The organism is Pseudomonas kuykendallii (assembly GCF_900106975.1).
Classification (GTDB): domain Bacteria; phylum Pseudomonadota; class Gammaproteobacteria; order Pseudomonadales; family Pseudomonadaceae; genus Pseudomonas_O; species Pseudomonas_O kuykendallii.
The window spans coordinates 120499-142843 of record NZ_FNNU01000007.1; the positions used below are offsets into that span (position 1 = coordinate 120499).

Below are 22345 nucleotides of genomic sequence, written 5' to 3' on the forward strand. Positions count from 1 at the left end.
GTCTGTTCGTGGCTGGTTTCGCGCAACCATAGCCGAGGCGCAATCCTGGCGTCGCCTGGCTTCTGCCTCGGCGGCGGGATTACCGCCGCGCTGATTTGCATTTGTAGAAATATCGCCCAATAATGTAGATGTATCTACTATATGAGTGCCTTCCATGGTCATGTCCGCCCTGCGTTCCGATTCGTCCGAATTCGCCTCGGAAGAAAGCCGCCGCGATCTGGCGCGGATCGTCGCGGCGCTCTTCGAGCGCTGGCGCCTGGATACCGACCTGCAGATGCAACTGCTCGGCATGAGCCCGAAGAGCCGCAAGCAGCTGCCGAAGTACCGTGCCGGCGAACTGGCCCTGCCCAACAGCCGCGACACTCTGGACCGCGTCGGCTACCTGCTCGGCATCCACAAGGGGCTGCGCCTGCTGTTTCCCGAGGACGAGGCGCTGCGCTTTTCCTGGGTGCACCGGCGCAACCGCGTGCTCGAAGGCGCCACGCCGCTGGAAGTCATGATCCGCGACGGCCTGCTCGGGGTGGCGCGGATCGCCCGGCTGGTCGATTTCCAGCGGGGTCGCTGATGGCCTTGCTCGACAGCACCTGCGATTTCTCCGCCGCGACCTACCGCAACATCGCTTCGTTGCGGGTCTCCGCCAACCTGTTCGACGACCTGGTCGACGATGCGCGCGCGCAGGAACTGGCCAACGCCGCGGAGATGCGCGTGCGCCGCGTCGGCCCCGGCGTGATCGAGCGCGGCCTGGCCTACAGCGAGGCCATCGGCTATCCGTTCGAGGCCGACGGCATCGTCGCCAGCCGCTACGGCGACGGCAGCATCCGCGTCTGGTACGGCGCACTGGACGAGGACACCGCGCTGGCCGAGACCTGCTACCACCAGATCCAGATGCTGCGCGACATCGAGGGCGTGGACGGTCCGGTGACCCGCTACCGCAAGGTCTGGCGGGTGCAGGCGAGCGGCCTGTTCGTCGACTTGCGCGGCAAGACCGGGGAATTCCCCGACCTGCTCGGCGACGACTACGGCTACCCGCAGTCGATCGGCAAGCGCCTGTCCCACGAAGGCCTGCCCGGTCTGCTCTACCCGTCGGCCCGCTGGCGCGGCGACTGCCTGGCGGCGTTCCGCGCCGATCCGCTGTCCTCGCCGGTGCAGCTCTACGACCTGACCTACCGCATCGACGCGGCGGCCGGCAGCGTCGAGGTCGAGCGCGAGCCGGGGAAACTGCTGGTGCGCCTGAGCCTGGCGCAGCTGCGCCGCTAGGCGTCGTCTTCCAGTGCGCGCAAAAGCGGCAGCGAGAGGATGTGCACCTGGCCATAGCCCAGGGCGATGGCGCCCGCCGCGACCAGCGTCTTCAACTCCAGCGCCAGCGTCTGCCGGGTGATGCCGAGCATCATCGCCAGGGCGTCCTGGGTCACCTGCACCACCGCGCGGCCACTGTCGGACATGGTGGCGTCGCCGTGGGCGAGCTGTTCCAGGCGGCGCACGATGCGCGCGCGCGTCGAACGCAGCATGGCGTCCTCCAGCAGCTTGAAGGCGAGTCGCGTATGGGCGGCCTGCAGCACCGCGATGGCACGGGCGAAGCGGCCGTGGCGCATCAGCGCGGCGAACGCCGCCGGTTCGATGCAGAGCAGTTCGGCGTTGCCCTGCGCGGTGATGTCGTGGATACGCGGCAGGCCATCCAGCGCCGAGGCCTCGCCGAACCAGTTGCCCGGCTCCAGCAGGCCGAGGATCGCTTCCTTGCCGTCGGCCCGCAGCGTCGAGACCTTCAGCGTGCCCGCCACCAGGCCGTAGAAGGTGCTGCCGGCGTCGCCCTGGCGGAACACGAATTCGCCACCGTTCAGGCGCTTCGGCTTGCCGGCGGCGAGCAGCTCGTCGCGGATGTCGGCGGGCAGCGCGGCGAACCACGGGTTGCCGAGCATTCGCGCGGCAAGGAGATCGTCAGCGAAGGGCATTCGCGTGCTTCCTTGGAGTTGTCGGGGCACTGTGACCCGACTCGCCGGGAGCCGCAAGGCGCCGAATGGCGGAGCGACCGTGGCCAGCCAGCCTGGCCAATTGCAAGAAACCTTGCAGTTCGCCGGCCGCGCTTTCTCTAGGCTGCGATGACGCCAGCGGCCCACGCCGGCGATCCATAACAAGGAGAGCGCCATGAGTGCCCGTGCCGGTTTCACCTCGTTCCAGAACAGTACCCGCGATGACTGGCAGCTGATCGGCGCCGAATTCGTCGGCTTCGCCAAGGGGCTTCCCGACCGCGTCATCGCCCACCTGCGCCTGCTCGAGGGCGACTACGGCGGCTTTCCGATCGACCGTTACGCCCACTCGCTGCAGACCGCCACGCGGGCGCTGCGCGACGGACGCGACGAGGAATACGTAGTCTGCGCGTTGCTGCACGACATCGGCGATACGCTGGCGACCTTCAACCACCCTGACGTCGCCGCGGCGATCCTCAAGCCCTTCGTCAGCGAGGCCGATCACTGGATGGTCCAGCACCACGGGATTTTCCAGGGCTACTACTTCTTCCATCACCTGGGCCTGGACCGCGACCTGCGCGAGCAGTACGCCGACAGCCCGCACTACGAGCGCACCGCCGAGTTCTGCGAGCTGTACGACAGCCCGGCGTTCGACCCGGCTTACGCCAACCTGCCGCTGAGCGAGTTCGAGCCGATGCTGCGCCGCGTGCTGGCCAAGCCGCGCAACAGCATCTACGGCAAGGCGCTGGAGCCGGCGGAGATGCCGGCGCAGCAGCCGGCCTGAGAGCGTTCAACGGGACGTCCAGATCGCGCGTTTACCCTGAGTGAACCGCGTTCCTGGGGGGCGGACTTCAGCCCGCCAGATCCTGACGGGTTGCGACGGCTCAGGCCTGGGTCAGGTACCAGCGCCAGTCCTGCTCGCCGACCTCGCCCATGAACTGGCGGTATTCGGCCTGCTTGATCGCCAGGAACACCTTGAGGAACTCCTCGCCCAGCGCTTCGCGTGCCCAGCTCGAGTGTTCCAGCGCGCGCAGCGCGGTGAGCCAGTCGGTGGGCAGGAATTCCGTGGCCTGGGCGTAGCCGTTGCCTTCGATGGGCGCGCCCGGATCGAGTTGCAGGCGGATGCCGTGGTGGATGCCGGCGAGGATCGCCGCGGCGGCCAGGTAGGGGTTGGCGTCGGCGCCGCAGATGCGGTGCTCGATGTGGCGGCTCTTCGCCGGCCCGCCCGGCACGCGGAACGACACGGTGCGGTTGTTGATGCCCCAGCTCTTCGCCAGCGGCGCGTAGCTGTTGGCCTGGAAGCGGCGGAACGAGTTGGCGTTGGGGCAGAACAGCGCCAGCGAGTCCAGCAGCGTCGCCATCATCCCGGCGATCGAGTGGCGCAGCAGCGTACCGGCACCGGCGGCTCCGTCGCCCTCAAGGTCGGAAAGATCGCTGGCGTAGAGGTTGTTGCCCTCGGCGTCGGCGAGGCTGACGTGCATGTGCATGCCGGTGCCGGCGAGGTCGGCGAACGGCTTGGCCATGAAGCAGGCCTGCAGCCCGTGGCGGTTGGCGACGCCCTTGACCAGGCGCTTGTAGCGGATGCCTTCGTCGATGGCCTGCAACGCGTCGAAGCGGTGCTCCAGGGTGATTTCCACCTGGCCGGGCGCGTACTCCGAAATCGCCGTGCGCGCCGGCAGGCCCTGCGCCTCGCAGGCGTCGTAGAGATCGTCGAGGAAGGGTTGCAGCTGTTCCAGTTCGTAGATGCCGTAGACCTGGGTGGCCTGCGGTCGCGTGCCGTTCATCTGCCGCGCCGGCAACGGGCGGCCGTCGGCGGCGCGTTCGCGGTCGAGCAGGTAGAACTCCAGTTCCACCGCCATCACCGGGTGGTAACCGTCGCCCTTGAGGCCGTTGATCACCCGCGCCAGGAGATGGCGCGGATCGGCCGGGGTCGCCGGCAGGCCCAGGGTCGGATGCATGCTCACCTGCAACTGCCCGGTCGGGCGCTCGCGCCAGGGCTGCAGGCACAGGCTGCCGGGCAGTGGGAAGGTCCAGCAGTCGGCATCGCCGACGTCCCAGACCAGCCCGGTCTCGTCGACATCCTCGCCGTTGATGGTCAGCCCGAGGATGGTGCTCGGCAGCGGCCGGCCGGACTCGAACACGGCGAGCAGTTCCTCGCGGTGCAGCAGCTTGCCGCGCGGCACGCCGTTGGCATCGATGAGGAACAACTCGATGCTGCGCACCTCGGGGTTGGCGGCGAGGAAGTCATGAGCTTCCTGGATATCGGCGAATTGCATGGTGAGGTCCTTTTTCTCCCCTCTAGCGTTTACGGGAGAGGGGCCGGGGGAGCGGGGCGGAGGACGCGACATGGGCCCTCTCCCCAGCTTTCTCCCGTGAATGGGAGAGGGTTAAAGCCGCGCGCCGGGAATCGCCAGCAGCTCGCTCAGTCCCTCGTCGAGGGTGGCGAGCAGCCGATCGACATCCGCCGCGGTGGTGTCCGGGCAGCACAGCGTCATGTTGTGGAACGGAGTGATCAGCACGCCGCGGTTGATCAGGTAGAGGTGCAGGGCCATCTGCAGGCTGTCGTGGAACGCCGCTTCGGCCTGCGCGCCGGTCTTCGGCGGCTGCGCGCAGAACTGGAACTCGCAGCGCGCACCCAGTTGGCTGACCGACCAGGCCAGCTGGTGACGGCCGATCAGCGCGCGGAAGCCGTCGGCCAGGCGTTCGGCCAGCGCCAGCATGTGCGCGTAGGCGCTCTCGGTCATCACCTGTTCAAGGTTGGCGCGCATGCAGTGCATGGCCAGGGCGTTGGCCGACAGCGTGGTGCCGATGCCGCTGTGGCCGTGGCCGTGGACCATCTCGCTGGCGTGCTGCTGGGCCAGGCGCATGTCCTGGGCCATCTCGGCCGTGCAGCCGTACACCGAGCAGGGCACGCCGCCAGCGATCGGCTTGCCGAGGGTGATGAAGTCCGGCTCGAGGTTCCAGGCGCGGGTGCAGCCGCCGGGCCCGGTGGAAATGGTGTGGGTCTCGTCGATCACCAGCAAGCTGCCGTACTTGCGGGTCAGCTCGCGCACGCGCTGCATGAAGCCGGGCTCCGGCAGGACCATGCCGATGTTGGTCATCGCCGGCTCGCAGAGCACCGCGGCGATGTCGTTCTGCGCCAGAGCGGCCTCCAGTGCGGCGAGGTCGTTGAACGGCACCACGCGGCTGTGCTGCACCAGGTTGCGCGCCTGGCCGATCAGGCCCGCGCGGTGCACGGTGTGGCCGTCGCGCTGGCGCACCATGGCCTCGTCGACGGTGCCGTGGTAGCAGCCGTCGAACACCAGGATCACCTTGCGTCCGGTGATCGCGCGCACCCAGCGCAGGACGAAGCGGTTGGCGTCGGTGGCGGTGGTCGCCACCTGCCAGTAGGGCAGGCCGAAACGCTGGGCGAGCAGTTCGCCGCAGATCACCGCGTCCTCGCCGGGCAGCATGGTGGTGAGGCCGTTGCCGGCCTGTTCGGCGATGGCGCGGGCGATCGGTGCCGGCGAATGGCCGAACATGGCGCCGGTGTCGCCGAGGCAGAAGTCGACGTACTCATGGCCGTCGATGTCATAGAAGCGGGCGCCCTGGGCGCGCTCGACGAACAGCGCGGAGGGTGTCGACCAGTCGCTCATCCAGTGCATCGGCACGCCGCCGAACAGCGAATGGCGGGCGCGCTCGGCCAGTGCCAGCGAACGCGGGTTGCGTTCGAGGAAGCGTTGCCGCTCGCGTGCGGTCAGAATCTGTACGGCCTGTTCTGCGACGCCACTGGCTGTCATGTTGAACACCTCGTTCGATTTTTCGCACATCCTCGGGGCTGAGCCCGCAGGCTGTCAATAGCGCGCGAAAACGCCCGGCAGCGTGCTGAAAGCGCCGTTCGTGCCAACCCGGCGACGGCCGGGCGGGTGCATTGTTTCGCCATATTGCCGTCCGTCAGCGACGCGCCATGCGGATGGTAATCTGCGCTTCCGCTCGCCCGCTGTTCCAGGCGGCGGCCACTCCCTTTTCGAATGTTCGGGGCTCCAGCGGGGCCAAGCGAGTATCGCCAGCAACAAAAGGAGCCGCGCCCATGCATGCCATCAGCTTCATCCAGGATCTGGCCGTGATCATGCTGATCGCCGGTGTGGTCACGATTCTGTTCCACCGCTTCAAGCAACCGGTGGTGCTGGGCTACATCGTCGCCGGCTTCCTGATCGGCCCGCATACGCCGCCGGTCGGCCTCATCCACGACGAGGAGACGATCAAGACCCTCGCCGAGCTGGGGGTGATCTTCCTGATGTTCTGCCTGGGACTGGAGTTCTCCCTGCGCAAGCTGTTCAGGGTCGGCGCCACGGCGTTCATCGCGGCCTTCCTGGAAATCGGCCTGATGATCTGGATCGGCTACGAGATAGGCCAATACTTCGGCTGGAACAACATGGATTCGCTGTTCCTCGGCGCGATCCTGGCGATTTCCTCCACCACCATCATCATCAAGGCGCTCGGCGACCTGAAGATGAAGCACGAGCGTTTCGCCCAACTGATCTTCGGCGTGCTGATCGTCGAGGACATCCTCGGCATCGGCATCATCGCTTTGCTCTCCGGGATCGCCGTCAGCGGCAACGTGGAAACCGGCCAGGTGTTCGCCACCGTCGGCAAGCTGACCCTGTTCATGATCGTCGCGCTGGTGGTGGGCATCCTCCTGGTGCCGCGCATCCTTGCCTACGTGGCGCGTTTCGAGAGCAGCGAGATGCTGCTGGTGACGGTGCTCGGGCTGTGCTTCGGCTTCTGCCTGCTGGTGGTGAAGCTGGAATACAGCATGGTGCTGGGCGCGTTCCTGATCGGCGCGATCATGGCCGAGTCGCGGCAACTGGCGCAGATCGAACGGCTGGTGGAGCCGATTCGCGACATGTTCAGCGCGATCTTCTTCGTCGCCATCGGCCTGATGATCGAGCCGCGGATCCTCCTCGACTACGCCTGGCCCATCGCCGTGATCACCTGCGCCGTGGTGATCGGCAAGATCGTCACCTGCAGCCTCGGCGCGATCGTTGCCGGCAACGACGGGCGCACCTCGCTGCGCGTCGGCATGGGCCTTTCGCAGATCGGCGAGTTCTCGTTCATCATCGCCGCGCTGGGCATCACCCTGCAGGTCACCAGCGATTTCCTCTATCCGGTCGCGGTGGCGGTGTCGGCGATCACCACGCTGCTCACGCCCTACCTGATCCGCGCCGCCGACCCGCTGTCGGGCAAGCTCGCCCAGGTCATGCCGGAGCGCGTGTCGCGGGTCTTCGCGCTTTATGGCGACTGGCTGCGCAGCATCCAGCCGCAGGGCCAGAGTGCCGTGCTCGCCGGGATGATCCGCAAGATCCTGATGCAGGTGGGCGTGAACCTCGCCATCGTGGTGGCGATTTTCCTCGGCGGCGCCTATTTCGCCGGCACCCTGGCCACCTACCTGGCGCCCTGGGTCGCCCAGGACAACCTGCAGAAGGCGCTGATCTGGGGCGCCGCGCTGTTGCTGGCGTTGCCGTTCCTGATCGCCGCGTACCGCAAGCTCAAGGCGCTGTCGATGCTGCTGGCGGAACTGAGCGTTCGCCCGGAGAAGGCCGGCCGCCACACGGCGCGGGTGCGCAAGGTGATCGCCGAGCTGATCCCGCTGCTGTCGCTGGCCGGGATCATGCTGCTGGTGATGGCGCTGTCGGCGAGCATTCTGCCGACCGGCGAGCTGCTGATCGCCATCGGCCTGCTCGCCGCCGGGGTGATCGCGCTGCTCTGGCGCTGGTTCATCCGCGTGCACTCGCGCATGCAGATCGCCCTGTTCGAGACCCTCGACAAGCCCGAACAGCCGCACTGAAACCGCTCATGCGGAGCGTCCGGGCGGCGCACTGATCGGCCGATCAGCTCTCCAGCCAGACGTCGCGCGCCCAGTGCCACACCGAGTCCCAGGTCTCGTCGGTGAGTTCGCCGTCGTCGCCATCCCACAGGGTGACCTGGCCTTCGATATCGACCACGTAGTAGTCGCGGCCGTCCTGGCACAGCGGCACCAGATCGCGCGGCAGGCCCAGGTCCCAGGCGGTGGCGGCGACGTCCGGCAGGTAGGTGTGCGATTGCGGGTCGGTGGCAGTCACCGGCTCCAGGCGGCCATAGACCACGTCGCTGACCTTGAGCAGAAACTCGCGCAACTCGAATGGCAGGTTGATCAGCAGCTGCTCCTCGATTTCGACCAGCTGGTCGTCGTCCGGCAACTCCAGGGGCACCGGTACCGGCTCGTTCTGTTCGCGCAGCTCTTCGATGACTTCTTCCACGGCAAGCGTCCTCCCCAACGAAATGGATGCGTTTTATACAGTAGCGTGACCGCGGGGAAAAACCCGAGTCGCACCCAATCGCCGGTCGGCGCTAACTCCAGGCGATAAAAAACCCGGGGCAAGCCCGGGTTTTTTCAGCGTTGCTCGGCGGATCAGTTCTGCCGGATGCCCGCCACCAGCCACGGCTGGTTCTCGCCCTGGGCACGCTCCATGCGCCAGCTTTCGCTGAACGCTTCGCCCTGGTCGAAGCGCGAGGTCTTGGCGACGCCGGCGAAGGTCAGGGTAGCGACCGTCTTGTCCGGGTTGTCGTCGAGGCCGTCGAGCTGGACCTGCAGGTCGTCCACGTAGGTGGACTGGAAGCCGTCGCCCAGGTCGGCGCGCTCGCGCTTGAGGAAGTCGAGCATCTGCGGGGTGACGAACTCGGCGATCTTGTCCATCTCGTTGGCGTCCCAGTGCTGCTGCAGGGACATGAAGTGCTCGCGGGCGGCTTCGAGGAAGCGCTGTTCGTTGAACCAGGCCGGCGCGTTGATCACCGGCGCCGCGGCGCTGGGCGCCAGCGAACCGCCGAAGATGTTGCGGTTGGCGGCTTGCGGCTCGACCGGCATTTCGCGCTGGAACGGCGCATGGCCCGCCGGGGCGGCGGTCGGTTGCTGCTGGCGACGACGCGCGGCGAGGAAGCGGAAGATCAGGAAGGCGATCGCGCCGAAGATCAGCATGTCGAACAGTTGCAGCCCCTGGAAGCCGTCGCCCATGAACATCGAGGCGAGCAGGCCGCCCGCGGCGATACCGGCCAGCGGGCCGAGCCAGCGCGAGGCGCCGCTGGCGGCGCCCGCCTGGCGGCCGGGTGCGGCAGCGGCGGCGTTGTTCTGCGCCGGTTGCTGCATCTGACGGCTCTGGTGGCTCGGCGCGCTGCCGAAGGATTTGCCGCCACCGAAGCGCTTGGCGGCATTCACGTCGAGACTCAGGGTCAGGGCGACGCAAAAGGCCAGGGCAAGGCTGAGAAAACGTTGCATGTGGGTATCCCATTCATTGATCTACGCGCGCCATCTTGAACAGGCGCGCCTGACAAGACCAGCCGCAGAGTGTTTCGGGCTTTTGCCTGGCCCGCGGCAGAGGCTCTGGCGCGCACCTCGAGGCACGCCGCTACGCAGCGTCAGCACGCCGCATGTCGAGGTCTGCTTCACTCCTATACAGCATTCGCGGCGAATGCCGATAACGAGACTATCTATCCGGCCCGATTCGGCCGTACCCGAGGAATGGCGATGCGACTGATGCTGAAGACCAAAGTGCTGATACTGGCGCTGCTACCGGTGATCCTGCTGGCCATCGTGCTGAGCCTGGCCACGGCGAAGATCCTCCTGAGCTTCGCCGACGACGAAGTGAACAGCATGCGCGCGCGGCTGATGGACGAGAGCCGCGGCGAGCTGCAGCACTACATGCAGATCGCCCTGGGCAGCGTGCAGAGCCTGTACGACGCCTCCGCCGCCGGCGACATGGAGGCCCGCGCGCAGGGCATCGCGATCCTGTCGAAGATCAAGTACGGCAAGGACAGCTACTTCTTCGGCTACGACTCGGACATGGTCCGCCTGTTTCGCGGCGACAGCCCGGTCGACGTCGGCAAGAGCCTGAAGGGCCGCAAGGACCCCAATGGCGTGCTGGTCAACGACGAACTGGTCAACGTGGCGAAGAACGGCAGCAACTACGTGCAGTACGCCACCGCGCTGCCGGGTAACGAGAGCATCAACGTGCCCAAGCTCGCCTACAGCTACTACCTGCCGAAGTGGGACATGGCGCTGGGCACGGCGGTCAACCTGGACCGCATCGAAGGGCAGCTGAGCGAGGTGCGCGCCGGCATCGACGAGCGCATCCGCAGCATCGTGACCAGCATCGCAGTGATCGCCGTGGTGCTGCTGATCCTCTGCGGCATCGCCGGCGTGACCCTCGGCAACACCTTCCTGAAGCCGCTCAAGCAGATGAAGAACAACCTCGACGACATCGCCGCGGGCGAGGGCGACCTGACCCGTCGCCTGCCGGTGAGCGGCGACGACGAGCTCGGCCAGCTGGCCGCCTCGTTCAACCGCTTCGTCGAGAAGATCCACGGCCTGGTCCGGCAGATCGCCGACATGACCGGGCAGCTCAACGGCCTGGTCGGTGAGGTCGCCTCCCAGGTTCACCGGGGCGAGCAGGCGATGGACCGGCAGCGCCAGGAGACCGACCAGGTCGCCACCGCGATCAACGAGATGTCCGCCGCCGCCCAGGAAGTGGCGCACAGTGCGCAAGGCGCCGCCGAGGCCGCGCGCAAGACCGACGACGAGGGGCAGTCGGCCAAGCGTGTGGTGGACGACAGCGTCGCCAGCATCCATGCACTGGTCGGCGACATCCGCAGCAGCGGGGTGTCGCTGGACAGCCTACAGCAGGACGTACAGTCGATCGTCAGCGTGCTGGCGGTGATCCGCTCGATCGCCGAGCAGACCAACCTGCTCGCGCTCAACGCGGCGATCGAAGCGGCCCGCGCCGGTGAGGCCGGGCGCGGGTTCGCGGTGGTCGCCGACGAAGTGCGCGCGCTGGCTAGCCGCACGCAGCAGAGTACCCAGGAAATCCAGGCGATGATCGATCGCCTGCAACACGGCACGCAGATCGCGGTGAGCGCCATGCGCCGCTCCAGCGAAGCCGGCGAGGCGAGCAGCACCCAGGCCAACCAGGCGGGCGCTTCGCTGGACACCATCGCCGGGCTGATCGGCACCATCAACGCGATGAACGCGCAGATCGCCAGCGCCGCCGAGGAACAGACCGCAGTGGCCGAGGAGATCAACCGCAGCGTGCACCAGATCGCCGTGGCGGTGGAAACCGTCGCCGACGAAACCCGGCAGAGCGCGCAGACCGCGCGCAGCCTCTCGCAACTGGGCGAGCGGCTCGGTGCGCTGGTGCGTCAGTTCAGGATCTGAGAGCGAGAGGTGGCCATCCGGGAGACGCGAAAAAGCGCGGCTCCTGGATGGCTACGTCAGAGCGGCTGCAGCTTGGCGTAGCCCAGCATCAGCCACTTGCTGCCTTCGCCGTCGAAGTTCACCTGCACCCGGGCCTGGGCACCGGAGCCTTCGAAGTTGAGGATCACGCCCTCGCCGAACAGCGCGTGCTGGACGCGCTGGCCGAGGTTGAAGCCGGTGTCCGGCACCTGCGCGCCGTCGAACATCGAGGCGCCGCCGCGTGCCTGCTGCCCGTAAGGGCGGCTGACGCTACCGGAGAGGCGCACTTCCTGGACCAGCGCCGGGGGAATCTCGCGAACGAAGCGCGAGACCTTGTTGTAGGTCTCGCTGCCGTAGAGCCGGCGGGTTTCCGCGTAGGTCACCACCAGCTGGCGCATGGCGCGGGTGATGCCGACGTAGGCCAGGCGGCGTTCTTCCTCCAGGCGTCCGGGTTCCTCGAGGCTCATCTTGTGCGGGAACAGGCCTTCTTCCATGCCCACCAGGAACACCAGCGGGAACTCCAGGCCCTTGGCGCTGTGCAGGGTCATCAACTGCACGCTGTCCTCGTGGTCGCCGGCCTGCTGTTCGCCGGCCTCCAGCGAGGCGTGGTCGAGGAAGGCCGCCAGCGGCGTCTGTTCCTCGTCGCCTTCCTCGCCTTCGTAGTTGTCGAAGGCCCGTGCGGCGGAGACCAGTTCCTCGAGGTTTTCCACCCGTGCCTGGCCCTTCTCGCCCTTCTCGTCGCGGTGGTAGGCCAGCAGCCCGGACTGCTCGATGACCAGTTGCGCCATCGCATGCAGCGGCAGGCCCTCGACCTTCAGCGCCAGCGTGTCGACCAGCTCGACGAAGGCGTTCAGCGCACTGGCGCCGCGGCCGCCGATGACCTTGGTGCCGACCGCCTGGTGCAGCGCGGCCCACATCGACAGGTCCTGGGCGCGGGCGAATTCGCGCAGCGTCTCGACGGTCTTCTCGCCGATGCCGCGCGCTGGCACGTTGATCACCCGCTCCAGCGCGGCGTCGTTGCCGCGCTGGTGGATCAGGCGCAGGTAGGCCATCGCGTTCTTGATCTCGGCGCGCTCGAAGAAGCGCTGGCCGCCGTAGATGCGGTAGGGAATCCGTTCGCGCAGCAGCGCTTCCTCGAGCACCCGCGACTGGGCATTGGAGCGGTAGAGGATGGCGATCTCGCTGCGCAGCGCGCCGTCGCGTACCGCGCGTTCGATGTTCTCGACCACGTAGCGCGCTTCGTCGTGCTCGTTGAAGGCGGCGTAGAGGCCGATCGGCTCGCCGTCGCCGCCCTCGGTCCAGAGCTCCTTGCCCAGGCGACCCTGGTTGTTGGCGATCAGCGCGTTGGCGGCCTTGAGGATGCTCGCGGTGGACCGGTAGTTCTGTTCCAGGCGGATGGTCTGGGCGTCGGCGAAGTCGTCGCAGAACTGCTGGATGTTCTCGATCTTGGCGCCGCGCCAGCCGTAGATCGACTGGTCGTCGTCGCCCACCACCATCAGGCTGTCGCCGCCCTGGGCGAGGATCTTCAGCCAGGCGTACTGCACCGAGTTGGTGTCCTGGAATTCGTCCACCAGGATGTGGCGGAAGCGCCGGCGGTAGTGATCGAGAATGCCGCCCTTGTTGTCGCGCCAGAGGTCGAGGGCGCGCAGCAGCAATTCGGAGAAGTCGATCACCCCGGCGCGCGCGCAGGCCGCTTCGTAGGCTTCGTAGATCTTGCGCATGGTGGCGAGGAACAGGTCACCGCCGGCCTGGATGTTCTGCGGGCGCAGGCCCTCGTCCTTCTGCCCGTTGATGAACCACTGCGCCTGGCGCGCCGGCCAGCGCTGTTCGTCGAGGCCGAGTTCGCGGATCACCCGCTTGACCAGGCGCTGCTGGTCGTCGGAGTCGAGGATCTGGAAGTTCTGGTTCAGCCCGGCTTCCTGCCAGTGCGCGCGCAGCAGGCGGTGCGCCAGGCCGTGAAAGGTGCCGACCCACATGCCGGCCGGGTTGATCCCCAGCAACTGTTCGATGCGATGGCGCATCTCGGCGGCGGCCTTGTTGGTGAACGTCACCGACAGCAGCGAATGCGGCGAGGCGCCGATCACCTGAATCAGCCAGGCGATGCGGTGCACCAGCACGCGGGTCTTGCCCGAGCCGGCGCCGGCCAGCACCAGTTGGCGGCCAATGGGCGAGGCAACCGCCTGGCGCTGGGCATCGTTGAGGGAGTTGAGCAGCAGGGAGAGATCGTCGTTAGGCATCGCGGCATTCTAGGGGGCGGCGTCAGGCCGGGCAAACCGGCGTGCCCGGCGGAACGGCGATGCCTGACTGCTCGGTCGTCCTAAAAGCTGTTGGGCCTGGCCTCGTGCTCACGTTATGCTCCGGCGTCTTTTTAGGCTCAGACCACTACAAGAACCGCCTATGAGTGCCGCCACCCGGACGATCCGCCTGCCTGCCGAAGGCCGGGCCATCGGTCAGCAGTTCGCGACCCAGATCGCCATCGAGCGCACGCGCCTGCTGTACCAGGGCTCGCGGTTGCCGACGCTGTTCATGCTGCTCACCGGGCTGGCCTGCGCCTATCTGCTGTGGAGCCCGCAGGAAAGCCTGTGGCTGGCGGTGTGGCTGGTCTGGCTGGTGCTGCTGGCGGTGGTGCGGCTGGTCCAGATGACGGCCTTCGATGCCGCCCCGGAACAGCGCCGGGCCGAGCCGCGCTGGTATCGCGCGTTTCTGCTGGGCGCCGCGGCTTCCGGGCTGGCGCTGGCGTTCCCGGTGATTATGCTGGTGCCCGCCGAGGACTTCACCCGCCAGGCGCTGGTCTACGGGCTGATCGCCGCGGCGATCCTTTCCGCCGGCGTGGCCTACGCGGTCAGCCTGCCGGCGCTGCTCACCTTCGCCTTGCCCTGCCTGCTGCCGACCCTGACCTACCTGTTGCTCAGCGACACGCCCGCGCAACGTGCCTGCGGAGTGCTGGCGGCGATTCTCGGCGTGGCGCTGCTGCTGATGGCCTGGCAGATCAACCGGCTGCTCTGGTGCAGCCTGCTGCAGGGTTTCCAGAACCAGGCGCTGCTGGCGACGCTGGAGCAGTCAAAGCGCCAGACCGACGTGCTGAATGGCCGGCTGGGGCGTGAGGTCGAGCAGCGGCGGCGCGCCGAGCGCCGGCTCAGCGACGCCCATGACGATCTCGAACGGCGCGTCGCCGAGCGCACCCGCGAGCTGGACGAAGCGACCCGCGCGCTGAGCAGCAGCCAGGAGCGCCTGACCCTGGCGCTGGAAGCCAGCGAGCTGGGCCTGTGGGACTGGAACCTGGTCAGCGACGAAGTGCATCACTCGCAGCTGCGGGAAATCTTCGGCGTCGAGGAGGACACCGCGCCGGGCATGCTCCGCTACCTGCGCACGCACCTGCATCCCGAGGACCTGCCGCAGCTGCGCCAGGCGCTGGTCGCGCACCTGAAGGGGCTCACCGAGCTATACGTCGCCGAGTACCGCGTGCGCCACGCCGAGGGTCACTGGCTGTGGGTCGAGGATCGTGGCCGGGCGGTGGAGCGCGACGCCAGCGGACGGGTGACGCGGATGCTCGGCACGCGCCGCGACATCAGCGCGCGCAAGATCCGCGAGACCGATCAGCTGCTCGCCGCCACGGTGTTCGAGGCGGCCAGCGAAGGCATCGTCATCCTCGATCCGGGATACCGGGTGCTGGCGGTCAACGGCGCGTTCAGCCAGGTCACCGGCTATCAGCGCGACGAGGTGCTCGGGCGGCGCGTGGCGGCGATTTCCAGCAGCCGCGATTCGCAGCGCCAGTACCAGCAGATCGACGCCGAGTTGCGCGAGCATGGGCGCTGGCAGGGCGAACTGATCGAAACCCGCAAGAGTGGCGAACTTTATCCGCAATGGCTGCAGCTCAACGTGGTCCGCGACGCGCGCGGCACGCTGCGCCACGTCGTCGGTTTCTTCGCCGACCTCAGCGCGCGGCGCCATGCCGAAGAGCGTCTGCGCTACCTGTCGAACTACGACGAACTGACCGGGCTGGCCAACCGCACGCTGTTCCGCGAGCGCCTGCACGAGGCCAGCCAGCGCGCTCGCCAGGGCGGTCGCAGTCTGGCCCTGCTGCACATCGATCTGGATCGCTTCAAGCTGCTAAACGACAGCCTCGGCCACGAAGTCGCCGACCAGGTGTTGCGGCAGATGGCCCGGCGCCTGGCCCAGGCGGTGCCGGAAGCGGACACCCTGGCGCGGATTTCCGGCGACGAGTTCGCCGTGCTGCTGGATTCCTACGGCAGCCTCTCGGCGCTCGCGCGCAGCGCCGAACGGCTGCTCGGCAAGCTGCGCAAGCCAATGGATGTCGGCGGCCAGGAACTGGTGATCAGCGCCTCGGTGGGGATCAGTCTGCTGCCGGACAACGCGCGGGAAATCTCCACCCTGATCAGCCAGGCGAACACCGCCATGCAGCAGGCCAAGCGCCTGGGCGGCAACGGCTTCCAGTTCTTCACCGACAGCCTGCAGGCCTCGACGCTGCAGCGGCTGCAACTGGAGAACCAGCTGCGCAAGGCGATCGAGGACGGCCAGTTGGACGTCTTCTACCAGCCCAAGCTGCGCCTCGCCGACGACAGCCTGAGCGCGGCCGAGGCCCTGGTGCGCTGGCATCATCCGGAGCAGGGCCTACTGACGCCGGGGGCGTTCATCGGGCTGGCCGAGGAAACCGGGCTGATCGGTGTGATCGGGGAGTTCGTCCTGCGCCGGGCCTGCGCCGATGCCTGCGCCTGGCGTGCCCAGGGCATGGACATCCGCGTCTCGGTGAACATCTCGGTGCATCAGGTTCGCCTGGGCAATCTCACCAGCCTGGTGCGCCAGGTTCTGGACGACAGCGGTTTGCCGGCGCACCTGCTGGAACTGGAACTGACCGAGAGCCAGATGCTCGACAATGTCGAGACCATCGCGCGCAGCTTCCAGCAGTTGCGCGCGCTCGGCGTGAAGCTGGCGATCGACGACTTCGGCACGGGCTTCTCATCCCTGAGCTACCTCAAGCGCTTCCCGGTGGACGTGCTGAAGATCGACCAGAGCTTCATCCGCGACCTGTCCGCCAGCGCCGAGGACGCCGCGATCACCCGCGCGATCATCGCCATGGCCCACAGCCTGGAGCTGGACGTGGTGGCCGAGGGCGTCGAGGAACAGGCGCAGCTGGATTTCCTCAAGTCCCACGGCTGCGACGAGATTCAGGGCTACCTGATCGCCCGGCCGCTGGCGGTGGACGCCTTCGTCGCGCTGCTGGAAGAACAGCGCCGCGACTGATCGCTCAGTGCTCCAGCTGGCGCATCAACAGCCCCAGTTCCGGCTGCACGTCTTCGGGCAGCGGCAGGTAGAGCACGTGGCCGTCGCCCGGCGCCACCTCCACGCCCTGGCCGGCGGCGTTCTGCAGCGCGTCGAGGCGAAAGTGCAGGTTGCCCTGCGGGGTCATCAGCTCCAGCTGGTCGCCGAGGGCGAAGCGGTTCTTCACCTTCACTTCGGCCAGGCCGTGACGACGCTCGCCGGTCAGCTCGCCGACGAACTGCTGGCGTTCGGACAGCGAACTGCCGCGCAGGTAGTTCTGGTACTCGTCGTGCACGTGGCGGCGCAGGAAACCTTCGGTGTAGCCGCGGTGGGCGAGGGATTCGAGATTGCCCAGCAGCGACGCATCGAACGGCTTGCCGGCCACCGCATCGTCGATGGCCCGGCGATAGACCTGGGCGGTACGCGCCACGTAGAAGTGCGACTTGGTGCGGCCCTCGATCTTCAGCGAATGCACGCCCATCGCCACCAGCCGCTCGACGTGCTGCACGGCGCGCAGGTCCTTGGAGTTCATGATGTAGGTGCCGTGCTCGTCCTCGAAGGCGGACATCGGTTCGCCGGGACGGGTGCTCTCCTCGAGCAGGAACAACCGGTCGCTCGGCGCGCCCTGGCCGAGCGTGGGGTCGACCTGCTGCACGCCGGCGGCAACGATCTCGCCCAGCTCGTTCTCCTGCGCGGTGCTGGTCTTGTACTCCCAGCGGCAAGCGTTGGTGCAGGTGCCCTGGTTGGGATCGCGGTGGTTGAGGTAGCCGGAGAGCAGGCAGCGCCCGGAATAGGCCATGCACAGCGCGCCGTGGACGAACACCTCCAGTTCCATGCCCGGCACGCGCTGGCGGATTTCGCCGATCTCCTCCAGCGACAGCTCCCGCGAGAGGATGGTCCGCGTCAGGCCCTGGCGGCGCCAGAACTCCACGCTCGCCCAGTTGACCGCGTTGGCCTGCACCGACAGGTGGATCGGCATCTGCGGGAAGTGTTCGCGGACCAGCATGATCAGGCCGGGATCGGACATGATCAGCGCGTCCGGGCCCATCTCGATCACGGGCTGCAGGTCGCGCAGGAAGGTCTTCAGCTTGGCGTTGTGCGGCGCGATGTTGACCACCACGTAGAACTGCTTGCCCTGCGCGTGCGCCTCGTCGATACCCAGCGCCAGGTTGGCATGGTCGAACTCGTTGTTGCGCACGCGCAGGCTGTAGCGCGGCTGCCCGGCGTACACCGCGTCGGCGCCGTAGGCGAAGGCGTAACGCATCGACTTGAGGGTGCCGGCGGGGGAAAGCAGCTCGGGGCGGAACGGCGAGGTGGTCATGGCGGGCGGATCGCAACCGGAAAGGGGGGCGCGATTCTAGGCGGCGTGCGCCGCGGCGGGGTTGACCTGGGTCTAGCTGCGGCGAATGAGCGCGGGCTGCGTGCGGCCCGCGCTCGGGTAACTAGTCGCGCTCCAGCAGCCAGGCCTGGGCACCGGGCCGGTACTCAGGAATCTCGTCCGGCGCGGCGTCGTTCAGCGCTTCGATGATCTTCAGCTGCTTGCCGTCGCGCTCGAACAGCCAGGAGCGGCCCTGGTCGCCGAGCTGCAGCCAGAGGCTGTCGTGATCCCCGGCCATCGAGGCGCAATCGCCGGCCAGGCACAGGGCATAACGGTCCGCGCCGGGCAGTCCTTCGAGGCTACCGTCCGGGTGGAACAGCACCAGCCCGCCTTCGCCGAGGCCCTCGCGGATGGTCCAGGTGCCGCCCAGGTAGGCGGCGTAGAGCGCGTGCTCGAAGCTGGCGCCGGTCGGTGCATCGGCGGGGGCCGCGACGGCGGGATGGGTGAAGCGCTGCTCCGGCCAGCTCTGGCTGGCCTGCTGCACCAGCTCGCCGTGGTCCAGGCTCAGGCGCTCCTGAAAGTCGCCGGGAAATTCCACCCGCCACTGGCGCTCCTGCTCGTCCACCAGACGCCCTTCGCCCAGCTCGAAGCCGTTGCTGAAGGTGGCGCTGCGCTGTTGCGGATCGATCCGCCATTCCAGGTTCGGACCGAACGCCAGTAGCGACTCGCGCAGGCTCTCGCCTCGCGCGGCGGCATCGATCGCCGCCTGGTTGATCCAGGTGCCGCCAGGATCGCTCGGCGGGCTGGCGCAACCCGCCAGCAGGCTGCCGGCGAGTAACAGCAAGAGTGCGTTAAGCATGGGCGATGGCTTCCCTCGGGCGGCGGGGCCCGGGCCCCGCGACGACGATCATTCGAGGACGAGGATGGCGTCCATTTCCACCTGCGCGCCACGCGGCAGCGCGGCGACGCCGATGGCGGCGCGGGCAGGGTAGGGCTGCTGGAAGTAACGGCCCATGACCTCGTTGACGGTGGCGAAATGCGCCAGGTCGGTGAGGAAGATGTTCAGCTTGACGATGTCCTTGAACGAACCGCCGGCGGCCTCGGCCACGGCCTTGAGGTTCTCGAACACCTGGACGGTCTGCGCCTCGAAGCCTTCCACCAGCTCCATGGTCGCCGGGTTCAGCGGAATCTGCCCGGACATGTACAGCGTGTTGCCGGCCTTGATCGCCTGCGAGTAGGTGCCGATGGCGGCGGGGGCCTTGTCGCTGCTGATGACGGTCTTGCTCATGATGAACTCCTTCTGAGGGTGTTTACCGGAGGGCGCGGGCAGGCCGGCGCGCTCGGTGGGAAAGGGGTCAGGCGCGGACGCGGGTGATGCGCACCACGCCCATCAGGGTGCGCAGCTTGCGTATCACGCGGGCGAGGTGAACGCGGTCGTGCACGCTGATCACCAGCTGGACCACGCTGATGCGACCGTCGCGTTCGTCCATGCCGATCTTCTCGATGTTGCCGTCGGCGGCGTTGACGCTGCCGGCGAGCAGGGCGATCAGGCCGCGCTGGTGTTCCAGCTCGACGCGCAGTTCGACGTTGAATTCGCCGGTGACGTCCTTGGCCCAGGACAGCTGCACGCACTTCTCCGGGTTGTTGCGGATTTCGGCGATGTTCTTGCAGCTTTCCAGGTGCACGACCATGCCCTTGCCGGCGGACAGGTGGCCGACGATCGGGTCGCCGGGAATCGGCGTGCAGCACTTGGCATAGCTGAGCACCAGGCCTTCGGTGCCGCGAATCGCCAGCGGCCCTTCGGCGCTCTGCGGCTGCTCGCCCTCGCTGGCCAGCAGGCGCCGTGCGACCACGTAGGCCATGCGGTTGCCCAGGCCGATGTCCTCGAGCAGGTCCTCGAGCACCTCCATGCGGTACTCGGCGAGCACGCCGCGCACGCGCTCCGCGGCGATCTTGTCCAGATGACTGTCGAAGCCGGCCAGCACCTTGTTCAGCAGGCGTTCGCCCAGGCTGATCGATTCCGAGCGGCGCTGCTGCTTGAGCGCGTGGCGGATGTGCGTGCGCGCCTTGCCGGTGACCACGAAATTCAGCCAGGCCGGGTTCGGCCGCGCGCCGGGCGCACTGACGATCTCGACGGTCTCGCCACTTTCCAGCGGCTGCGAGAGCGGCGCCAGGCGACGGTTGATGCGGCAGGCGATGCAGCTGTTGCCGACGTCGGTGTGCACCGCGTAGGCGAAGTCGACCGCGGTGGAACCCTTGGGCAGCTCCATGATGCGGCCCTTGGGCGTGAACACGTAGACCTCGTCCGGGAACAGGTCGATCTTCACGCTCTCGATGAATTCCAGCGAGTTGCCGGCGCGCTGCTGCATCTCCAGCACGCCCTTGACCCATTGCCGGGCGCGGGCGTGGGTGCCCTTGGGCTGCTCGTCGTCGCTGGACTTGTACAGCCAGTGCGCGGCGATGCCGTTGTTGGCCATCTCTTCCATCTCGCGGGTGCGGATCTGGATCTCGATGGGCACGCCGTGCATGCCGAACAGCGTGGTGTGCAGCGACTGGTAGCCGTTGGCCTTGGGAATCGCGATGTAGTCCTTGAAGCGCCCCGGCAGTGGCTTGTACAGGCTGTGCACCGCGCCGAGCACGCGGTAGCAGGTGTCGACCTTGTCGACGATGATGCGGAAGGCGTAGACGTCCATGATCTCGTTGAACGCCTTATGCTTGCCGCGCATCTTCTGATAGATGCTGTAGAGGTGCTTCTCGCGCCCGACCACCTCGCCTTCCAGCTCGTCGCGCTGCAGGCAATGGGTCAGCGATTCCTCGATCTTGTTGACGATTTCCTTGCGGTTGCCGCGAGCCTTCTTGACCGCCTTGGCGATCAGCCCGGAGCGCATCGGGTGCATCGCCTTGAAGCCGAGGTCCTCGAACTCCACGCGCATCGCATGCATGCCCAGGCGGTTGGCGATGGGCGCGTAGATTTCCAGGGTTTCCTTGGCGATGCGCCGGCGCTTCTCGCCGGACAGCACTTCCAGCGTGCGCATGTTGTGCAGGCGGTCGGCCAGCTTGACCAGGATCACGCGGATGTCGCGGGCCATGGCCATGGCCATCTTCTGGAAGTTTTCCGCCTGCGCTTCGGCCTTGGTCTCGAAGTTCATCTGGGTCAGCTTGCTGACCCCGTCGACCAGGTCCGCCACCGTCTCGCCGAACTGGGCGATCAGCGCTTCCTTGGCGATCCCGGTGTCCTCGATGACGTCGTGCAGCATCGCGGCCATCAGGCTCTGATGGTCCATGTGCATGTCGGCGAGGATGTTGGCCACCGCGAGCGGGTGGGTGACGTAGGCTTCGCCGCTGCGACGGCGCTGGCCGTCGTGGGCTTGCTCGGCGTAGAAGTACGCGCGGCGGACCAGATTGACCTGGTCCGCGCCGAGGTAGGTCGAAAGTCGTTCGGCGAGGGTATCTATGCTAGCCAAGGCAGGGCTCCTGCCGGCTTCCAATCGCTACCCTGTGACTTCGACCGGGCATAGGCTTAAAGGGCCTCGTTGGCCTCTTCCTCGTAACTGGCGAAGAGCGGCTCGTCGTCGACGATCTCTTCCTGGGCGATCACGTCGTAATCGATCAGGCCTTCGGCGATTTCGCGCAGGGCAACGACGGTCGGCTTGTCGTTTTCCCAGGCTACCTTGGGCTCCTTGCCGCCGGTTGCCAGCTGACGGGAGCGCTTGGTGGCGAGCATGACCAGCTCGAAACGGTTATCCACGTGGTCCAGGCAGTCTTCAACGGTAACGCGAGCCATGGTGTTCCTCTGAATCTTGAAAAGTCTGGGAGCTGTGCCCGATCGGGCGAGCGGACTGGATAGTTTAAAAAATCACCAGCATTTAGGGAAGCGGTAAATCTGTCTCCGCCGCGCGCCAGGGTATACCCCAGACGCTGCCCCTCACGCCAGCAGTTGCCGCAGCAGCTCGCCGAAACGCAGTTGCTGCGCGCCCTGTTGCAACTGATTGGCGCGGAAGATCGCCTTGAGGTCGTCCAGGGCGTGGGCGAAATCGTCGTTGATCACCAGGTAGTCGTACTCGACGTAGTGGCTCATCTCGCTGACCGCCTCGCGCATGCGCCGCTCGATGATCTCCTCGCTGTCCTGGCCACGGTTGGTCAGGCGCTGGCGCAACGCTTCCTGGGTCGGTGGCAGGATGAACACCGATTTCGCCTGCGGCATCAGCCGGCGCACCTGTTGCGCACCCTGCCAGTCGATTTCCAGGATCAGGTCGTAGCCTTCGGCGAGGGTGCGCTCCAGCGCCCGTTGCGAGGTGCCGTAGAGATTGCCGAAGACCTCGGCATGCTCGAGGAAATCGTTGTGCTCGAGCAGCTCGGCGAAGTGCTGGCGGTCGACGAAGTGATAGTTGACCCCATCCACCTCGCCGGGGCGCATCGCGCGCGTGGTGTGCGAAACCGACACGCGCACCTGCGGCATGGCGTCGATCAGGGCCTTGACCAGGCTGGTCTTGCCCGCGCCGGACGGCGCGGAAACGATGTACAAGGTGCCGCTGCTCATCT

The 22345-nt window shown here is 67.3% G+C and carries 18 protein-coding genes; 6 read left to right on the plus strand and 12 right to left on the minus strand.

The window, feature by feature from the left end; translation table 11 throughout:
- The first annotated feature begins 154 nt into the window (after nt 1-154).
- Complete coding sequence (locus BLV15_RS19965) at nt 155-565, plus strand: antitoxin Xre/MbcA/ParS toxin-binding domain-containing protein (protein WP_090231475.1); 411 nt, start codon at nt 155-157, stop codon at nt 563-565.
- The gene (locus BLV15_RS19970; protein WP_090231476.1) at nt 565-1257 is read left to right on the plus strand and encodes an RES family NAD+ phosphorylase; all 693 of its coding nucleotides are present in this window, start codon (nt 565-567) and stop codon (nt 1255-1257) included. Before BLV15_RS19965 ends, BLV15_RS19970 begins: the two co-directional genes overlap by 1 nt.
- Here the strand turns inward: BLV15_RS19970 and BLV15_RS19975 are convergent.
- The gene (locus BLV15_RS19975; RefSeq protein ID WP_217632906.1) at nt 1254-1949 is read right to left on the minus strand and encodes a Crp/Fnr family transcriptional regulator; all 696 of its coding nucleotides are present in this window, start codon (nt 1947-1949) and stop codon (nt 1254-1256) included. The genes BLV15_RS19970 and BLV15_RS19975 overlap by 4 nt on opposite strands.
- A gap of 193 nt (nt 1950-2142) precedes the next feature.
- Between BLV15_RS19975 and BLV15_RS19980 the strand changes: the two genes are divergently transcribed.
- Nucleotides 2143-2748 (plus strand): HD domain-containing protein, encoded by a 606-nt coding sequence (locus BLV15_RS19980; protein WP_090231477.1) that lies wholly within the window; start codon nt 2143-2145, stop codon nt 2746-2748.
- 100 nt (nt 2749-2848) lie between these two features.
- On the opposite strand, the gene BLV15_RS19985 is transcribed toward BLV15_RS19980, so the two are convergent.
- Both BLV15_RS19985 and BLV15_RS19990 read right to left on the minus strand, forming a co-directional pair.
- On the minus strand, nt 2849-4240 hold the full coding sequence (locus BLV15_RS19985) for a glutamine synthetase family protein (RefSeq protein ID WP_090231478.1): 1392 nt from the start codon (nt 4238-4240) through the stop codon (nt 2849-2851).
- 111 nt (nt 4241-4351) lie between these two features.
- Entirely contained in the window at nt 4352-5743 is a 1392-nt protein-coding gene (locus BLV15_RS19990) for an aspartate aminotransferase family protein (RefSeq protein WP_090231512.1), read from the minus strand.
- A 290-nt stretch (nt 5744-6033) separates the two neighbouring features.
- On the opposite strand from BLV15_RS19990, the gene BLV15_RS19995 reads away from it, so the two are divergent.
- Nucleotides 6034-7791, plus strand: coding sequence for a cation:proton antiporter (locus BLV15_RS19995; RefSeq protein ID WP_090231479.1), 1758 nt, complete (start codon nt 6034-6036; stop codon nt 7789-7791).
- A gap of 43 nt (nt 7792-7834) precedes the next feature.
- On the opposite strand, the gene BLV15_RS20000 is transcribed toward BLV15_RS19995, so the two are convergent.
- Together BLV15_RS20000 and BLV15_RS20005 are read right to left on the minus strand one after the other, a co-directional pair.
- Nucleotides 7835-8242, minus strand: coding sequence for an SMI1/KNR4 family protein (locus BLV15_RS20000; RefSeq protein ID WP_090231480.1), 408 nt, complete (start codon nt 8240-8242; stop codon nt 7835-7837).
- A 152-nt stretch (nt 8243-8394) separates the two neighbouring features.
- Nucleotides 8395-9255 carry a Tim44 domain-containing protein gene (locus tag BLV15_RS20005; protein WP_090231481.1) on the minus strand — a complete coding sequence of 287 codons (861 nt, stop codon included), beginning with the start codon at nt 9253-9255 and terminating at the stop codon, nt 8395-8397.
- A gap of 249 nt (nt 9256-9504) precedes the next feature.
- On the opposite strand from BLV15_RS20005, the gene BLV15_RS20010 reads away from it, so the two are divergent.
- A complete protein-coding gene (locus tag BLV15_RS20010) occupies nt 9505-11187 on the plus strand; it encodes a methyl-accepting chemotaxis protein (RefSeq protein WP_090231482.1) in 1683 nt (560 codons plus the stop codon).
- A 56-nt stretch (nt 11188-11243) separates the two neighbouring features.
- Here BLV15_RS20010 and uvrD read toward each other — a convergent pair whose 3' ends face one another.
- Nucleotides 11244-13442: a DNA helicase II gene (uvrD, locus tag BLV15_RS20015; RefSeq protein WP_090231483.1), complete on the minus strand. Its 2199-nt coding sequence runs from the start codon at nt 13440-13442 to the stop codon at nt 11244-11246.
- 160 nt (nt 13443-13602) lie between these two features.
- Between uvrD and BLV15_RS20020 the strand changes: the two genes are divergently transcribed.
- Nucleotides 13603-16467, plus strand: coding sequence for a putative bifunctional diguanylate cyclase/phosphodiesterase (locus BLV15_RS20020; RefSeq protein WP_090231484.1), 2865 nt, complete (start codon nt 13603-13605; stop codon nt 16465-16467).
- Nucleotides 16468-16471: 4 nt separating this feature from the next.
- On the opposite strand, the gene trhP is transcribed toward BLV15_RS20020, so the two are convergent.
- The 6 genes from trhP to gmk all read right to left on the minus strand — a co-directional run bounded on the left by trhP (nt 16472) and on the right by gmk (nt 22343).
- A complete protein-coding gene (gene trhP, locus BLV15_RS20025; protein ID WP_090231485.1) occupies nt 16472-17806 on the minus strand; it encodes a prephenate-dependent tRNA uridine(34) hydroxylase TrhP in 1335 nt (444 codons plus the stop codon).
- Nucleotides 17807-17927: 121 nt separating this feature from the next.
- Nucleotides 17928-18662: a hypothetical protein gene (locus tag BLV15_RS20030; protein ID WP_090231486.1), complete on the minus strand. Its 735-nt coding sequence runs from the start codon at nt 18660-18662 to the stop codon at nt 17928-17930.
- Nucleotides 18663-18710: 48 nt separating this feature from the next.
- Complete coding sequence (locus BLV15_RS20035; RefSeq protein WP_090231487.1) at nt 18711-19091, minus strand: RidA family protein; 381 nt, start codon at nt 19089-19091, stop codon at nt 18711-18713.
- A 67-nt stretch (nt 19092-19158) separates the two neighbouring features.
- Nucleotides 19159-21267: a bifunctional GTP diphosphokinase/guanosine-3',5'-bis pyrophosphate 3'-pyrophosphohydrolase gene (spoT, locus tag BLV15_RS20040; protein WP_090231488.1), complete on the minus strand. Its 2109-nt coding sequence runs from the start codon at nt 21265-21267 to the stop codon at nt 19159-19161.
- 56 nt (nt 21268-21323) lie between these two features.
- Entirely contained in the window at nt 21324-21587 is a 264-nt protein-coding gene (gene rpoZ / locus BLV15_RS20045) for a DNA-directed RNA polymerase subunit omega (protein WP_090231489.1), read from the minus strand.
- Nucleotides 21588-21728: 141 nt separating this feature from the next.
- Nucleotides 21729-22343 carry a guanylate kinase gene (gene gmk, locus BLV15_RS20050; protein WP_090231490.1) on the minus strand — a complete coding sequence of 205 codons (615 nt, stop codon included), beginning with the start codon at nt 22341-22343 and terminating at the stop codon, nt 21729-21731.
- Between the last annotated feature and the right edge of the window lie 2 nt (nt 22344-22345).

What these genes read in the sequence shown, in the direction of transcription:
- BLV15_RS19965 (WP_090231475.1), top strand. Translation starts at nt 155, where the DNA reads ATGGTCATGTCCGCCCTGCGTTCCGATTCGTCCGAATTCGCCTCGGAA.
- BLV15_RS19970 (WP_090231476.1), top strand. Translation starts at nt 565, where the DNA reads ATGGCCTTGCTCGACAGCACCTGCGATTTCTCCGCCGCGACCTACCGC.
- BLV15_RS19975 (WP_217632906.1), bottom strand. Translation starts at nt 1,949, where the DNA reads ATGCCCTTCGCTGACGATCTCCTTGCCGCGCGAATGCTCGGCAACCCG.
- BLV15_RS19980 (WP_090231477.1), top strand. Translation starts at nt 2,143, where the DNA reads ATGAGTGCCCGTGCCGGTTTCACCTCGTTCCAGAACAGTACCCGCGAT.
- BLV15_RS19985 (WP_090231478.1), bottom strand. Translation starts at nt 4,240, where the DNA reads ATGCAATTCGCCGATATCCAGGAAGCTCATGACTTCCTCGCCGCCAAC.
- BLV15_RS19990 (WP_090231512.1), bottom strand. Translation starts at nt 5,743, where the DNA reads ATGACAGCCAGTGGCGTCGCAGAACAGGCCGTACAGATTCTGACCGCA.
- BLV15_RS19995 (WP_090231479.1), top strand. Translation starts at nt 6,034, where the DNA reads ATGCATGCCATCAGCTTCATCCAGGATCTGGCCGTGATCATGCTGATC.
- BLV15_RS20005 (WP_090231481.1), bottom strand. Translation starts at nt 9,255, where the DNA reads ATGCAACGTTTTCTCAGCCTTGCCCTGGCCTTTTGCGTCGCCCTGACC.
- BLV15_RS20010 (WP_090231482.1), top strand. Translation starts at nt 9,505, where the DNA reads ATGCGACTGATGCTGAAGACCAAAGTGCTGATACTGGCGCTGCTACCG.
- uvrD (WP_090231483.1), bottom strand. Translation starts at nt 13,442, where the DNA reads ATGCCTAACGACGATCTCTCCCTGCTGCTCAACTCCCTCAACGATGCC.
- BLV15_RS20020 (WP_090231484.1), top strand. Translation starts at nt 13,603, where the DNA reads ATGAGTGCCGCCACCCGGACGATCCGCCTGCCTGCCGAAGGCCGGGCC.
- trhP (WP_090231485.1), bottom strand. Translation starts at nt 17,806, where the DNA reads ATGACCACCTCGCCGTTCCGCCCCGAGCTGCTTTCCCCCGCCGGCACC.
- BLV15_RS20030 (WP_090231486.1), bottom strand. Translation starts at nt 18,662, where the DNA reads ATGCTTAACGCACTCTTGCTGTTACTCGCCGGCAGCCTGCTGGCGGGT.
- BLV15_RS20035 (WP_090231487.1), bottom strand. Translation starts at nt 19,091, where the DNA reads ATGAGCAAGACCGTCATCAGCAGCGACAAGGCCCCCGCCGCCATCGGC.
- rpoZ (WP_090231489.1), bottom strand. Translation starts at nt 21,587, where the DNA reads ATGGCTCGCGTTACCGTTGAAGACTGCCTGGACCACGTGGATAACCGT.
- gmk (WP_090231490.1), bottom strand. Translation starts at nt 22,343, where the DNA reads ATGAGCAGCGGCACCTTGTACATCGTTTCCGCGCCGTCCGGCGCGGGC.